This window comes from Stappia stellulata, assembly GCF_020176715.1.
GTDB lineage: Bacteria > Pseudomonadota > Alphaproteobacteria > Rhizobiales > Stappiaceae > Stappia.
Map to the genome: position 1 here is coordinate 57,942 of NZ_JAIVMF010000015.1, position 13,681 is coordinate 71,622.

Here is a 13,681-nt window from a genome sequence, read left to right on the forward strand (position 1 = left end):
CGACGTGTATAACCAGCCCCCTGCGCTCACGCAAGCGTCGCTTCGGGCTGCGGCCGCTACAGTCCCCAGGGCGTTCACATGAAACGCACCGGCGCGATCCATGGCACGAAGGCCCCTGTCCAACGGACAGGAGCCCTCATGCGCCGGTTCAATGCGCGCGGCTCTATCGCGTGCCGGACGCCCACTCCGGGAGCGAGCCTGCCACCACTCCGAAGACGGTGGTGAGGATCAGGTAGCCAAGCGTCGAAATCACCACCATCGCCGCGATATTGTGCAGGCTTCCGTAGCGGGCCATCTGGGGAATGGTGACATGGCCTGAGGAGAACACCAGCGCGTTGGGCGGCGTTGCGACCGGCAGCATGAAGGCCATCGATGCCGACAGCGCCGCCGGAACGGCGAGCATCAACGGGTTTTCGCCGATGTTCAGCGACAGCGCCGCCAGCAGCGGCAGGAAGGTGGCGGCCGTTGCGGTGTTCGACGTCACCTCCGTCAGGAGAAGAATGACAAGGGCGACGATCACGATCAGAAGAAGGATCGGAACGCCCCCGGCGATGCCTCCGATCAGGCCGCCGATCCAGGTATCGAGGCCGGAGGCGGCCACTGCGCCGGCAAGGCTCAGCCCGCCGCCAAAGAGCATCAACACGCCCCAGGGCAGCTTCGACGCGGTCGTCCAGTCGAGCAGGGCGACCCGCGCCCCGGTCCGGTCGCTGCCGCCTCCCGCAGGGAGAATGAACAGGAGCAAGGCGGCCCCGATGGCGATGCTGGCGTCGTTCAGGCCTGGAACATAGGTCTGCAACCACGAGCGAAGTACCCAGAGCACCGCCGCCGACGCGAAGACGATGCCGACCATCGCCTCGGCCCGCGACATCTTCCCGAGGGTGCGCAGCTTGTCGCAGATCAGCTCGCTGGCGCCGCCGATCTCCTCACGCGGAAGCCGGATGGCGAGGCGCGTGAGCAGCAGCCAGGAGATCGCCAGCATCGTTGCCGCGACCGGAACGCCGATCAGCATCCAGCGGCCGAAGCCGAGATCATAGCCGTAGGTCTGGCGCATCGCCCCGGCCAGCAGGGCGTTCGGAGGGGTGCCGATCAGCGTCGCGACACCGCCAATCGATGCCGAATAAGCAACACCCAGCATCAGCGCAAGGGCGAAGGCACCGGCCTCCTTGCCGCCGGTTTCCTCCTGGATCAGCCCGATCACGGAGACAGCAATCGGCAGCATCATCACGGTCGTCGCCGTATTGGACACCCACATCGACAGGAAGGCCGTCGCCAACATGAAGCCGCCGACAATCTGAGGGCGGCGAGATCCCGTGCGCGACACGATGGAGAGCGCGATGCGCTGGTGGAGGTTCCAGCGTTCCATCGCAGCGGCCAGCATGAAACCGCCCATGAACAGGAAGATGGTGGCGCTGGCATAGGGCGCGGCGGCAGCCTTGACGGTGCTGGCGCCCGTTAACGGAAACAGGACCAGCGGCAGCAGGGCGGTGGCGGCAATGGGGATCGCCTCGGTGATCCACCAGATGACCATGAGGGCCGCGACCGCGACGACCCGCCAACCGGCAACCGACAACCCCTCCGGCGGCGGCAACATCACCAGCAGCGCGAAGACGGCAAGCCCCGTCAGCATGGGCAGCGTCCGCAAGGTGGCGCCCGAGGCCTCCTTCCCCACCTGCCAGGACAGGCTCTGGTCCCGATGCGGGTCTTTCCCCTTGGTGGTCATGACAGTTCTTCCTCCCCGAATTCCAGATCAGACGGCGCCGGGCACGCCGGACGCGGGGCGCATGATCCCCGGTCCGGCGCGCACGTCCATGCACCTTGCAATTGATGGCCCGCGCCCGGCGCGGCGGTGCTCAAAGAAACGCGTCGAGCGCGGCAAGCAGGTCGTGCGGCACCTCCTCCTGGGGGCTGTGGCCGCAGTCAAGCGCATGACCGCGCACGTCGTCGGCCTTTTCGCGCCAGGTGGCCAGCACGTCATAGAGCGCCCCGACGGTTCCGCGCCCGCCCCACAGCGCCAGCAGCGGCGCGGAGACGCGGGCGTGCGCGTCCTCGGCATCGTGGACGAGGTCGATGGTGGCGGCAGCGCGGTAGTCCTCGCACACCGCATGCCGCATCGCGGGATCGCGATAGCAGCGGCGGTATTCCTCCATCACCCGCGGGTCCGACGCGCCTTCGATCTTGTTCTGACCGGCGATATGGCGCTCGAGAAAGAAATCCGGATCCGCCGCGATCAGCCGTTCCGGCAAGGGATAGGGCTGGATCAGGAAGAACCACCAGAAGTATCGGCGGGCGAACTCCATGTCGGTACGGGCATACATCGTTGCCGTTGGCGCGATATCGAGAAGGACCAGTTTCTCCACCGCTTTCTCATGATCGAGCGCCATGCGATGCGCCACCCGCGCGCCGCGATCGTGGCCGACGACCGAAAACCGCTCATGACCGAGCGCCCGCATGACGGCCACCTGATCGGCCGCCATCGCACGCTTGGAGTAATTCACATGCCCCTCGCCTCCCTCGGGCTTTGCGCTGTCGCCATAGCCGCGCAGGTCGGTCAGCACGACCGAGAACCGGCGGGCAAGAACGGGCGCGACCTTGTGCCAGCTCAAATGGGTCTGCGGATGGCCATGCAGCAACAGCAGCGGCGGTCCCTCGCCGCCGGTGGCGGTGCGGATGCGGGTGCCGTCCGCATCGATGTCGCGCCAGGTGAAGCCTGGCAGAATGTCAGGAAACCCCGAAACCTCGCTCATGCCGCGCCTCCCCGCGCGAGCCAGGGCGCCTCAGCGAAATAGGCGGCCTCAAAGGCCCGGATCTGCTCTTTCATCTGCAAGGTCGTGGCGATGCGGTCGCGCCCCTCCATCAGGGCCTGCCGCCGCGACGGCTCGATCTCGAACTCCAGACGCAGGCCGCCGCAGGTGACGGTCCTTCCAACGAGATCGACGGTGAGCTCCGCCCCATCCGGCCCGGCCGCGCGGAACAGCCGGTCGCGGTCGTCCTCGCCAAGCGAGATCAGCAGCAGACCGTTGTTGGCGGCGTTGTCGGCGAAGATACCGGCAAAGGTGGTCCCGATCAGCGCGCGGATGCCGTATTGCAGCATTCCCCACACCGCATGCTCCCGCGACGAGCCGCAGCCGAAATTCGGTCCGGTCAGCAGGAAGCGGACATCGCGCATCGTCTTCCGGTTCAGGATGAAATCGGGCCGCGTCCGCCCCTTTGCGTCAAAGCGCAGATCGTGGAACAGGCCACGGGCCAGTCCGGCACGGTCGATGCCCTTCAAAAAAGCTTTTGGCATGATCACGTCGGTATCCACATTGGCGGCGGGCATCGGCGCGGCCATACCCGTAACACTCAGAAACTTCTGCACTTACATCTCCCGTGGCGCAAGGATGCGGACGTCGGCAAGCCGACCGGCGACGGCGGCGGCGGCCACCATCGCGGGGCTCATCAGATGGGTCCGGCCGCCGCTTCCCTGGCGGCCCTCGAAATTGCGGTTGGTGCTGGAGGCGCAGCGTTCGCCCGGCGCCAGCACATCGTCGTTCATGGCAAGGCACATCGAGCAGCCGGACTGGCGCCATTCGAAGCCCGCCTCGATGAAGACGCGGTCGAGCCCCTCCGCCTCGGCGGCACGGCGCACACTGGACGACCCGGGCGACACCATGGCGCGGACGCCCGGGGCAACGCGGCGCCCGCGCAGGATCGCCGCCGCGTCGCGCAGGTCGGCAATCCGGGCATTGGTGCAGGAGCCGATGAAGGCGCGGTCGATGGCGATCTCCTCGAACCGGACACCCGGTTCAAGCCCCATGTAGGCAAGCGCGCGGGCCGCATCACGCCGCCGGTCTTCCGGCAGGGACGCCGGATCGGGCACGGCGCCGTCGATGGCGCCGGACTGGTCCGGGCTCGTGCCCCAGGACACCATCGGCGCGATCTCGCCGGCGGCGAGCACGACCTCGCGGTCGAAAACGGCCTCGGCATCGCTCGCAAGTGCCTGCCAGACGGGTCTTGCGCGGGCGAGCATCTCCGCCGACGGTGCGCGCGGGCGCCCGGCGATATAATCGAACACCTTGTCGTCCGGGGCCATCAGCGCGACCCGCGCACCGCATTCCACCGACATGTTGCAGATCGTCATCCGCCCTTCCACCTCGAGCGTGTCGATTGCCTCGCCGGCGAATTCCAGCGCATGACCGGCGGCCCCGTCGGCGCCGATCTTGCGGATCAGCGCCATGACGAGATCCTTGGCGGTGACGCCGACCGGCAGGTCCCCGACCACGGTGGCGCGCATGGTCTTCAAGCGCGTGTAGGTCAGCGTCTGCGTCGCCAGCAGGTGCTCGATATCCGAGGTGCCGATGCCGAAGCCGACCGTCCCGAAGGCACCGTAGGTTGCCGTGTGGCTGTCGCCGGCCGCGATCACCAGGCCGGGAAGGACCCAGCCGAGCTCCGGCAGCACGACATGCTCGATCCCCTGGCGCGGGTCGAGCACGTCGAACATCTCGATCCCGAAATCGCGCCCGTTCTCGGCGAAACAGTCGATCTGCCGCTGCGCGTTCGCATCCGCCACGGCGCCGCCGCGATCCGGGGCCGTCGAGTTGACATGATCGACGACGCCGAGTGCCGCTTCCGGCCGCCAGACATCGCGCCCCGCATCGCGCAGGCCGGTGAAGGCCTGGGGGCTGGTGTATTCGTTCAAGACGGTGCGATCGACATAGAGCAACAGTTGCGATCCGGGGCCGTCCCGGTCGTCCAGCGCCCGTATCTTGTGCCGGTCGACGATTTTGTCGTAGAGGGTTCGAGGCTGCATTTCGAAAGCTCTCCTTCCTTCGATGCCGAAGCTTAATCTGACGGGACGCGCGTCAGCCAATGCCGGTTGGCGATCAATTCATGCAGCAAACGACGGGCGGGACATCGACGATGGAGACGAACTGGCTGGAAGACTTCCTGAAACTCGCCGAGGAGGGGAATTTCTCGCGCGCGGCGGAAGCACGCAATTCCAGCCAGCCGGCCTTCAGCCGTCGCATTCGCGGACTGGAGGATTGGGTCGGCACAAAGCTCATCGACCGCGACACCCACCGCATTGCGCTCACCGAAGCGGGCGAGACCTTTCGCACAGCGGCCGAGGACGTGCTGCGCCGGCTTGCGCAGGGCCGCGACCGGACCCGCGAGGTCGGCGGCGCGGAAGCGGGCACCCTGCGCTTCGCCGCGACCCATGCGTTATCCCTCACCTTCTTTCCCGACTGGCTGCGCGATCAGGGCGACGACCAGGACCTGGCAACCGTCAGCCTGCTCGCCGACAACATGCAGGCGTGCGAGAAGATCATGCTGGCGGGCAAGGCCGATTTCCTGCTGTGCCACCACCACCCCGCTTCGCCCCACCGGCTGGAGCCCGGCGGCTTTTGCTCCATCCGGCTGGGCGACGACCGGCTGGTCCCGGTGTGCCTGCCGGAGGCGGACGGACGGGCGCGCTTCGCCCTCCCCGGACGCGCGGAGGAGCCTTTGTCCTATCTTGCCTATGACGACCGCTCGGGGATGGGGCGGATCCTGGCCGCGGCCCAGGTGATCTGCGAACGCCACGCGGCGCTTCGACCCGTGTTTCGCTCGCATCTGGCAACCGCACTGCTGCGCATGGCGCGCGACGGCAAGGGAATCGCCTGGGCGCCTCACAGCCTGTGCGCTCCGGATCTCGCCAGCGGACGCCTCGTCCGGGCCGGAGGCGAAGACTGGGATGTGCCGATGGAGATCCATCTGTTCCGCCCGAAAAGCCGACAGGGCCAGGCCGTCGAGACCTTCTGGAGTCGCGCGCTCGCCGCGACCGGACCGCGACAGGAGCGGTAGCGCGAAGCCGGCGCGCGCCCTTGGCGCACCGCGTCGTCTTCCCCGCCGCGACGGTCCGGCTTGCCCCGTTCCTGCCGGCGGGCGCCGCAGCGTGCGTGCCTCGCGGCTCGCGCCTTTTGCTTTGCGGGCAAACCCTCCAGCGCCATCCCCGCGCTCGCACATCCCCCATTTCGGGACACGCCCAAGCCTGCAAAACCGGCCGGAACGGAGATCCTCGCACTCATCCACAGCCGCAATCATTTTCCGTTGGACGACAGGGTTGCGGAGGCGCGGGCGTGGTGATATTAACCCGCGACGCTTCAGAGAGACGCCGCCTTCCCGGGACGGAAAATCGCCTCTGAACGCGATATCGGAGTGTAGCGCAGCCTGGTAGCGCACCTCGTTCGGGACGAGGGGGTCGCAGGTTCAAATCCTGCCACTCCGACCATTCTTTCCAATGACCTTGATGACTGAGGGCGACGTCGTGACACGCGATGCGCGAAGCCTGTTGCCTGCGGCACGGAGGTCGCGCCCGGCTTGACCGTGCAATCGTTGGATGACCGGCCGGCATCGCCCGATCGTCTGGCAACGCCACCCCCGACCGTCAGCGGGGCATGTCACCTTCATATGGCATACTGCCGGCGCCCTGCTCCGTGGCTATCTCGCGCAGGCGGATGTCCAGCCGGTCCGGCGCCCTGCTCGGGTTGTAGTCGGGATTGAGGGACGACTTGTGGACCCACTGCCGCAGGATCATCGCGGTCCAAACGGCCTCGATTTCCGGGTGCCGGGCAAGACGATCCCGCAGGTCGTCCAACCGGTCGACCCCGGTGGCCTGAACGAGAAGCGTCATGTCCGTACTGCCTGCGATCGACCAGGCACCGATCAGCTCCGGCCAGTCCTGTACCGTTTCATAGATCCGTTTGCAAAACGGCCGTTTCAGCTTCAAGTGAAAGAAGGTGGCCTCGCCATGGTCCCGTTCACCCGTGTCTTCGGCCAGCTTGATCGTGAACCGTTCAACGACCCCGCGCCTGACCAGACCGTCGATCCGGTTCTTGATCGTCATCCGCGACACGCCAAGCAACCCTGCAAGTTCGGTGTTGGAGCGCCGCGAATTCTGCGTAAGCAGTTGAACAAGCTTCCGGTCCAGGTGTGAAAGGGTCCGGTCGGCGACCTCCGCATCACTCATATGGGTCTCTCACACCTCCTGCAATCCTGATTAGAAAAATGGCGCTCTGCAATCATCCTGTCAATTTGAGCGATGTGCAATGGCGTTTTGCCCGGCTATTCATTTTGTCGAACAGAAAAAATTCAAAAAAATGCCCCTTGAAGAAAAAATCGCAGATGCCCGCTCCTATCGTTTTCCGGGAGAAACAGGATGAACGTCGCCGACCCGTCGTTCGTTACCTTCTCGATCAACGTCAACCGATTCATTTTCGAAGGCGACCTTGACGGCGCCTTGCGTCTGATCGGAGACTACATGAAAAAGAACAAGCTGTCGGCATCGATTGAGGCGGTCGTCGCCATCCCGCTGGACGACCGAACGGGCGGTTCTCCACCGTCGGTGCAATAGTGGCACCGGTCAGCGGCACCCCGTCGGCAGCGCTTAGCCGTGGAACCCGACCGCCGCATTGGCGAGCGCCACGCCTTCAAGCGCGTCGGTTGCGAAGAAGTCCGCGCCGATGCCGGTAAACGCATCGGGCGCGGCGAGCACGCCGGCCCCGCCGATACACACATGCAGGCCGGAATTGCGCGATGCGGCGCGGGCACGTTCGATGGCGATCGCGACGTCGCCGACGATCGAGGTGATCCCGACAGAGAGGCCGAACACATCGAAATGGTCGCGCTGCAACTCCCTGTAGCAGCTGTCGAGATGGCCGCCATCGCCGCCGCGTTTCACCTGCCATCCCGATTGCCGGAACACCGTCTCGACGATCTGCAGGCCAAGCGCGTGGTTGTCGCCCGGCATGCGCGCCAGCAGCAAGCGGGCCTCGAGATCGCCCGGATGCAGGGCGTCGCCCTCTTCCTGCATGAGGTGACGTTCGACATAGGCCTGGGAAATGCTGTTGAACGCCAGCGCGATCCGTCCCGACGCAAGGGTGATCTCGACGAAGGTCGCCTCCTCACGCGACCATCGACCGCGCACGCAGACGCACAGGGGCATCAGGACCTGGCTGTAGACCTCCAGAAAAGGACGGTTGCGGTCCACGATGTCCTTGATGATCGCCTCGAGCCGGATCTCCTCCTCCGAGAAGATCGCCCGGATCAGCGCGGAGACAATGGGGGCCCAGGAGGCATCGACACCGCTGGAGGGATCGGACAAGGCTGCGACCACCGACAAGGGGTCCGCCGCGCCAGCGTTGCGACGGATCATTTCCGCCGTCACAGTTCCTTGAATGGCTCGCTTCAGGAGCCTTGAATTGTCGCCATGGACGTCTCTGCGACTGTCTAGCTTCCGACGATCCGCCGCCCCACCCGCAGACTTTCCGCCCGTCTCAATGGTTTTACAGGCAATTGCATCACGGCCGTCCGACGAATTCGGGTACTCGGCCATTGCTCCTCCCAGGGAGGACAAATGCTAAATAAAACATCCTCCAGCCCAAATCCTGTGCGCAAAAGACAGGGCACACAAGTTTGGAATCGGAACAGATGCCCGCTGTTTGTTTCCCAAGAAGAAAGGTCCCTGTTCCGACGGTTTTCCTTCAAAGGACGGAATAGGCTCTATGATCGCGTGTGGATTCAGGCCCGTTCGCGCGTGCCACAGCATCAAGGGCCTTGCACACGATGTGGCGCGCGTTCAGGCCCGCCGCCTCGTACATCGCCTCGGGGGAGGCCTGGGCGATGAAGCTGTCCGGCAGGGTCATGCAGCGAACGGCGATGCGCCCGTCGAGCGCGCCCTCTTCCGCCAAAGCCTGCAGCACCATGGCGCCAAAGCCGCCGCCGGCGCCCTCCTCGATGGTGACGAGCACATCATGCTCGGCCACGAGATCCCGGATGAGATCGAGGTCCAGCGGCTTGGCGAAGCGGGCATCGGCCACGGTTGTCGACAGACCGCGCTGGTCCAGCCGCCCGGCGGCGATGAGGCATTGTTCCAGCCGCGCGCCGAAGGACAGCAGGGCAACGGTACGACCTTCCCGGACGATCCGCCCCTTGCCGATGGCAAGCGGAACGCCAGCCTTTGGCAAGGCAACGCCGGTCCCGGAGCCGCGCGGATAGCGGAAGGCAATCGGGCCGTCGTCATGGCGCGCGGCGGTCGCGACCATATCCATCAGTTCCGCCTCGTCGGCCGCCGCCATCACCGTGAACCCCGGCAGATTGGCGAGATAGCCGACATCGAAGGCGCCGGCATGGGTCGGCCCATCCGCGCCCACCAGACCGGCGCGATCGATCGCGAAGCGGACCGGCAGTCCCTGCAAGGCGACGTCATGCACGATCTGGTCGTAGCCGCGCTGCAGGAAGGTGGAATAGATCGCGCAGAACGGCCGCAGGCCGCTTGCGGCCAGTCCGGCGGCGAAGGTCACGGCGTGCTGTTCGGCGATGCCGACGTCGAAGGCGCGGTCCGGGTAGACCTTGGCGAAGTGATCGATACCGGTCCCGCCGGGCATCGCGGCGGTGATCCCGACGATGCGCTCGTCGCGCGCGGCCTCCGCCACCAGGCTTTTGCCGAACACACTGGTGTAGCTCGGCGGCGCCGGTTTCGCCGCGGCCTGCTTTCCGGTCGCGGGGTCGAATTTCGAGACGCCGTGATACTTGTCGCTGGCCATTTCGGCAGGCCGGTAGCCGGCGCCCTTCTTGGTGACCGCATGCAGAAGCACCGGACCGTCGGCATTGTCGCGCAGCGTCCGCAGAATGCGCAGCAGGTCCTTCACGTCGTGTCCGTCGACCGGGCCGACATAGCAGAACCCGAGATGATCGAACATCGTGTAGCCGGACATCAGCCCCTTGGCGAGATGGCGCGCGCGTGCCGCACCTTCGCGGAAGGGAGCCGGCAATTGCGACGCCGCCTGTTTCACCAGCGCCTTGAAGTCCTTCACCGGCCGGCCGGCACACAGACCCGTCAGATAGGTCGACAGCGCCCCGACCGGGGGCGCGATCGACATGTCGTTGTCGTTCAGGATCACGATCATGCGCTTGCCGGCGGCGCCGGCGTTGTTCATGGCTTCATAGGCCATCCCGGCGGTCATGGCGCCATCGCCGACCACGCAGATCACGTCACCCACGTCAGCGCCGAGATCGCGCGCCGTGGCAAAGCCGAGCCCTGCGGAAATCGAGGTGGATGAATGCGCCGCGCCGAAGGGGTCATAGACGCTTTCGCTGCGCTTGGTGAAACCGCTGAGACCGTCTTTCTGGCGCAGGGTGTGCATCCGGTCGCGCCGGCCGGTGAGGATCTTGTGGGGATAGCATTGATGCCCGACGTCCCAGATCAGCTTGTCGCGGGGGGTGTCGAAGACGGCGTGGATCGCCACGGTCAGTTCGACGACACCGAGGCTGGAACCGAGATGCCCTCCCGTGCGCGCAACAGAGTTGATGGTCTCCCGGCGCAATTCCCGGGCCAGAAGGGCGAGCTCGCCATCGCTCAGGCTCTTGAGGTCATCCGGTGAGGAGACCCGGTCCAGCAACGGTGTCGGTGCGTTGATGTCGGTGCCGGTGACCATGATGGATCCCTCTCTTGCAGCCCGAACCGCAGTGCGGCCTCGTCTCCCGGGCGTCGGTCTCGCGGTGCCGCCGCAAGCCCTGCGATGGGAACGCACGACGGTCGCCAAGCACCATCTTCAACCGCACACACCAATTTGTAAACTTATTTTTACACTTAGACTGTCCATTTGAAATTACACATCCGCATTTATGCCATTTCCGTCAGACCCCGTCGCGCGCCACCGGACACGCGGGCGGGGCATGCCGGCCAGGCGCACCGCCAAGCCGATTGCAATTGCCGGAAAAGTGTCTAATCTAATTGACAGTACGTCGTAACAAGATTTTTACACTTCTCGGGAGAAACCGCATGTCTCCGCCATTTCCCTTCTCCGCCATCGTTGGACAGGACGAGTTGAAGGACGCGCTGCTTCTCGCCGCCGTCGACCCGTCCCTGGGCGGGGTTCTGGTGTTCGGAGATCGCGGAACCGGCAAATCCACCGCCGTGCGGGCGCTGGCTGCCCTGCTGCCGGACATTAAGGCCCGCGAGGGCTGTGCCTTCAACTGCGACCCGGCCCGGCCGTCCGACATCTGCCCGACATGCGGCGACGCGGCGCGAAAGGGCGCGAAGGCAAACCGGCCGGCGATCGTGAAACGCCGCACCCCCGTCGTCGACCTGCCGCTCGGGGCGACCGAAGACCGCGTCTGCGGCACGCTCGACCTGGAAAAGGCCCTGACCACGGGCGAAAAGGCCTTCGAACCCGGCCTTCTGGCGCGGGCCCATCGCGGCTTTCTCTATATCGACGAGGTCAATCTTCTGGAAGACCATCTGGTCGACCTGCTTCTCGACGTTGCCGCCTCGGGAACGAATGTCGTCGAGCGCGAGGGCCTGAGCGTCCGCCATCCCGCCCGCTTCGTTCTGGTCGGCAGCGGCAATCCGGAAGAGGGCGAATTGCGCCCGCAGCTGCTCGACCGCTTCGGCCTGTCGCTCGACGTGTCCGCGCCGCGCGACATCCAGCAGCGGGTCGAGGTGATCCGTCGCCGTGAGGCCTACGACAAGAACCCGGACGGGTTCGTCGCGGACTGGGCGGCGCGCGATGCGAAGATCACCGCCCGCATCCGGAAATCGGCGGCAATGCTGGCAAGGATGGAAACGCCGACCCCCGTCTTCGAGCTGGCCGCGACCCTGTGCCTTCGCCTCGGGGTCGACGGTTTGCGCGGCGAACTGACGCTGATCCGGGCCGCCCGCGCCCGCGCGGCACTTGCCGGCAAGCGCGAACCGGGCACCGCCGACGTCGTGGCCGTCGCGCCGATGGCGCTCCGCCACCGCCTGCGCCGCGATCCGCTTGACGAGGCCGGCTCCGCCGCACGGGTGGAACGCGCCGTCGACGAAGTGTCCTTCGGAGTGGCCGGCCATGCCTGAGCCTTTGCCCGATCCGTCCGGCCGCGCGCCGGCGTCCGGTCGCGGGACCGGACGCTGGGCCGATGCCCTGCTTGCAGCCGAGGTGCTGACGGTGGGCGGTGCGGCCCTTGGCGGCATTCACGTGCGCGCCCGCTGCGGTCCGGTGCTGGACCGCTGGCTCGCAGCGCTCAAGCGCATGCAGCCCCCCGGGGCCGCGGTCCAGCGCGTCGCCGCAACGGTAACGGCCGACGCGCTCGACGGCGGCCTCGACCTGTCGCAGACCCTGACGCTCGGACGGCCGGTGCGCAACGCCGGCGTGCTGGCGCGGGCCGATGGCGGCCTGCTGGTCCTTGCCATGGCCGAACGCACGCAGGCCACCGTTTCCGGCATCCTCGCCGGAACGCTCGACACCGGCAAAAGCGGCTGCGGCGCGCCGGCATGCTTCACGCTCGTCGCCCTCGACGAAGGGGCGGATGCGGACGAAGGTCTGCCCGAGGCGATTGCCGACCGGCTCTGCCTGCGCCTCCCGCTGGAGACGGTCTCCCTTGGCGAGACCGACGATGCCGACACCCCGATTGAACGCCCCCACTCAGACATCGACTGGCGCAAGGTGGTCGTCCCCGAAGCGTTGCTCGACGCGCTGGTTGGCGCGGCCGACGCGACCGCGACCCGCTCGATGCGCCGCGCGCTCGCTCTGGTCCGCGTGACCCGGATCGTCGCCGCCCTGGAGGACTCGGCACAGGCCGAACCGCGCCACGCGGCGACCGCGCTGCGGCTGGTGTTCGGCCTTGCACCCAGCGCCGAAGACGTCCACGACGACGCTACGGAAACCGAGGAGCCGTCCTGCGAAGAGCGGAGCGATGCTTCCGATCCGCCTCCGCAGGATGCCGCCGCCGATGCCCCCGATTCCCGTGACACGGATACCGACCCGCCGGAGGGCGAGCGCGAGATCGATCCCGCGGCCTTGCAGGACATGCTGATTGCCGTTCTCGCGGCGCAGAAACTCGACCCGTCGCTGCTTGCCATCGGCGCGGGCGAGAGGAAGGCCGGCGGCGGTGCGGGCAAATCCGGCGCCGAGCAAAACGGCAGCCAGCGCGGCCGCACCATCGGCGTCACCAGCCGGCCGGCGAATGCCGCGTTGCGGCCCAATGTCGCTGCAACGCTGCGCGCGGCCGCCCCCTGGCAGCACCTGAGACGCAGGGCGCATGCGGCAACCGGCGGCGGACCCTCCCGCCCGATCCATGTCACGCCCTCCGACTTCCGCTATCTGCGCCGTCGTCACCGCACCGAAACCACGGCGATCTTCGCCGTGGATGCCTCCGGATCGACCGCCTTCGACCGTCTGGGCGAGGCGAAGGGCGCCATCGAGCTGCTGCTCGCCGACTGCTACGTGCGGCGCGACCAGATCGCGCTGATCGCCTTTCGCGGACGTGAGGCGGAACTGCTGCTGGAACCGACGCGCTCGCTCGTGCGGGCGAAACGCAGCCTCACCGGCCTGCCCGGCGGCGGCCCGACGCCGCTTGCCGACGGGATGCGGCGCAGCCTCGAACTGGCGGTGCAGATCCGGCGCAAGGGCCAGACGCCGCTGATCGTGCTGTTCACCGACGGGCGCGGAAACATCACGCTCGACGGCAGCGCGGACCGTGTCGTGGCGCAGGACGAAGCCGTGCGGCTGGCGAGACAGGGCGCGGCGCTCGGGGTCAAGACCCTCGTCATCGATATCGGCCGACGCTCGCGCGACGGTGCGCGCACGCTCGCCGAAACGATGAACGCCGACTACCGGGTGCTGCCGCGCGCCGACGCCGCCGCCGTCTCCACCCTCGTCTCGACCTACATGCGGGGCGCGTGACG

Annotated in this window: 11 protein-coding genes and 1 tRNA gene; 5 read left to right on the forward strand and 7 right to left on the reverse strand. The window is 66.9% G+C overall.

What is annotated here, in order from left to right; all coding sequences use genetic code 11:
- Positions 1–163: 163 nt before the first annotated feature.
- The 4 genes from LC092_RS16205 to leuC all read right to left on the reverse strand — a co-directional run bounded on the left by LC092_RS16205 (position 164) and on the right by leuC (position 4,789).
- Complete coding sequence (locus tag LC092_RS16205; protein WP_224808263.1) at positions 164–1,720, reverse strand: SLC13 family permease; 1,557 nt, start codon at positions 1,718–1,720, stop codon at positions 164–166.
- 130 nt (positions 1,721–1,850) lie between these two features.
- Positions 1,851–2,744 (reverse strand): alpha/beta fold hydrolase, encoded by an 894-nt coding sequence (locus tag LC092_RS16210; RefSeq protein WP_224808264.1) that lies wholly within the window; start codon positions 2,742–2,744, stop codon positions 1,851–1,853.
- Entirely contained in the window at positions 2,741–3,358 is a 618-nt protein-coding gene (gene leuD, locus LC092_RS16215; RefSeq protein ID WP_224808265.1) for a 3-isopropylmalate dehydratase small subunit, read from the reverse strand. Before leuD ends, LC092_RS16210 begins: the two co-directional genes overlap by 4 nt.
- Positions 3,359–4,789 (reverse strand): 3-isopropylmalate dehydratase large subunit, encoded by a 1,431-nt coding sequence (gene leuC / locus LC092_RS16220; protein ID WP_224808266.1) that lies wholly within the window; start codon positions 4,787–4,789, stop codon positions 3,359–3,361.
- An 80-nt stretch (positions 4,790–4,869) separates the two neighbouring features.
- On the opposite strand from leuC, the gene LC092_RS16225 reads away from it, so the two are divergent.
- Both LC092_RS16225 and LC092_RS16230 read left to right on the forward strand, forming a co-directional pair.
- Positions 4,870–5,820 carry a LysR family transcriptional regulator gene (locus LC092_RS16225; protein WP_224808267.1) on the forward strand — a complete coding sequence of 317 codons (951 nt, stop codon included), beginning with the start codon at positions 4,870–4,872 and terminating at the stop codon, positions 5,818–5,820.
- A 350-nt stretch (positions 5,821–6,170) separates the two neighbouring features.
- Positions 6,171–6,247, forward strand: a tRNA-Pro gene (locus LC092_RS16230).
- A gap of 156 nt (positions 6,248–6,403) precedes the next feature.
- Here LC092_RS16230 and LC092_RS16235 read toward each other — a convergent pair.
- Positions 6,404–6,985: an Lrp/AsnC family transcriptional regulator gene (locus tag LC092_RS16235; protein WP_224808268.1), complete on the reverse strand. Its 582-nt coding sequence runs from the start codon at positions 6,983–6,985 to the stop codon at positions 6,404–6,406.
- A gap of 189 nt (positions 6,986–7,174) precedes the next feature.
- Between LC092_RS16235 and LC092_RS16240 the strand changes: the two genes are divergently transcribed.
- The gene (locus LC092_RS16240; RefSeq protein ID WP_224808269.1) at positions 7,175–7,369 is read left to right on the forward strand and encodes a hypothetical protein; all 195 of its coding nucleotides are present in this window, start codon (positions 7,175–7,177) and stop codon (positions 7,367–7,369) included.
- 33 nt (positions 7,370–7,402) lie between these two features.
- Here the strand turns inward: LC092_RS16240 and LC092_RS16245 are convergent, their stop codons facing one another.
- Together LC092_RS16245 and dxs are read right to left on the reverse strand one after the other, a co-directional pair.
- On the reverse strand, positions 7,403–8,170 hold the full coding sequence (locus tag LC092_RS16245; protein ID WP_224808270.1) for a B12-binding domain-containing protein: 768 nt from the start codon (positions 8,168–8,170) through the stop codon (positions 7,403–7,405).
- A 328-nt stretch (positions 8,171–8,498) separates the two neighbouring features.
- A complete protein-coding gene (gene dxs, locus LC092_RS16250) occupies positions 8,499–10,451 on the reverse strand; it encodes a 1-deoxy-D-xylulose-5-phosphate synthase (RefSeq protein WP_224808272.1) in 1,953 nt (650 codons plus the stop codon).
- A gap of 347 nt (positions 10,452–10,798) precedes the next feature.
- Here dxs and bchI point away from each other — a divergent pair, with 347 nt between their 5' ends.
- Both bchI and LC092_RS16260 read left to right on the forward strand, forming a co-directional pair.
- On the forward strand, positions 10,799–11,851 hold the full coding sequence (gene bchI / locus LC092_RS16255; RefSeq protein ID WP_224808274.1) for a magnesium chelatase ATPase subunit I: 1,053 nt from the start codon (positions 10,799–10,801) through the stop codon (positions 11,849–11,851).
- Positions 11,844–13,679 (forward strand): VWA domain-containing protein, encoded by a 1,836-nt coding sequence (locus LC092_RS16260; protein WP_224808276.1) that lies wholly within the window; start codon positions 11,844–11,846, stop codon positions 13,677–13,679. Before bchI ends, LC092_RS16260 begins: the two co-directional genes overlap by 8 nt.
- Positions 13,680–13,681: the final 2 nt, after the last annotated feature.

Bases quoted from the DNA above. Each gene is read 5' to 3' on its own strand.
- LC092_RS16205 (WP_224808263.1), bottom strand. From the start codon at position 1,720: ATGACCACCAAGGGGAAAGACCCGCATCGGGACCAGAGCCTGTCCTGG.
- LC092_RS16210 (WP_224808264.1), bottom strand. From the start codon at position 2,744: ATGAGCGAGGTTTCGGGGTTTCCTGACATTCTGCCAGGCTTCACCTGG.
- leuC (WP_224808266.1), bottom strand. From the start codon at position 4,789: ATGCAGCCTCGAACCCTCTACGACAAAATCGTCGACCGGCACAAGATA.
- LC092_RS16225 (WP_224808267.1), top strand. From the start codon at position 4,870: ATGCAGCAAACGACGGGCGGGACATCGACGATGGAGACGAACTGGCTG.
- LC092_RS16235 (WP_224808268.1), bottom strand. From the start codon at position 6,985: ATGAGTGATGCGGAGGTCGCCGACCGGACCCTTTCACACCTGGACCGG.
- LC092_RS16240 (WP_224808269.1), top strand. From the start codon at position 7,175: ATGAACGTCGCCGACCCGTCGTTCGTTACCTTCTCGATCAACGTCAAC.
- LC092_RS16245 (WP_224808270.1), bottom strand. From the start codon at position 8,170: ATGATCCGTCGCAACGCTGGCGCGGCGGACCCCTTGTCGGTGGTCGCA.
- dxs (WP_224808272.1), bottom strand. From the start codon at position 10,451: ATGGTCACCGGCACCGACATCAACGCACCGACACCGTTGCTGGACCGG.
- bchI (WP_224808274.1), top strand. From the start codon at position 10,799: ATGTCTCCGCCATTTCCCTTCTCCGCCATCGTTGGACAGGACGAGTTG.
- LC092_RS16260 (WP_224808276.1), top strand. From the start codon at position 11,844: ATGCCTGAGCCTTTGCCCGATCCGTCCGGCCGCGCGCCGGCGTCCGGT.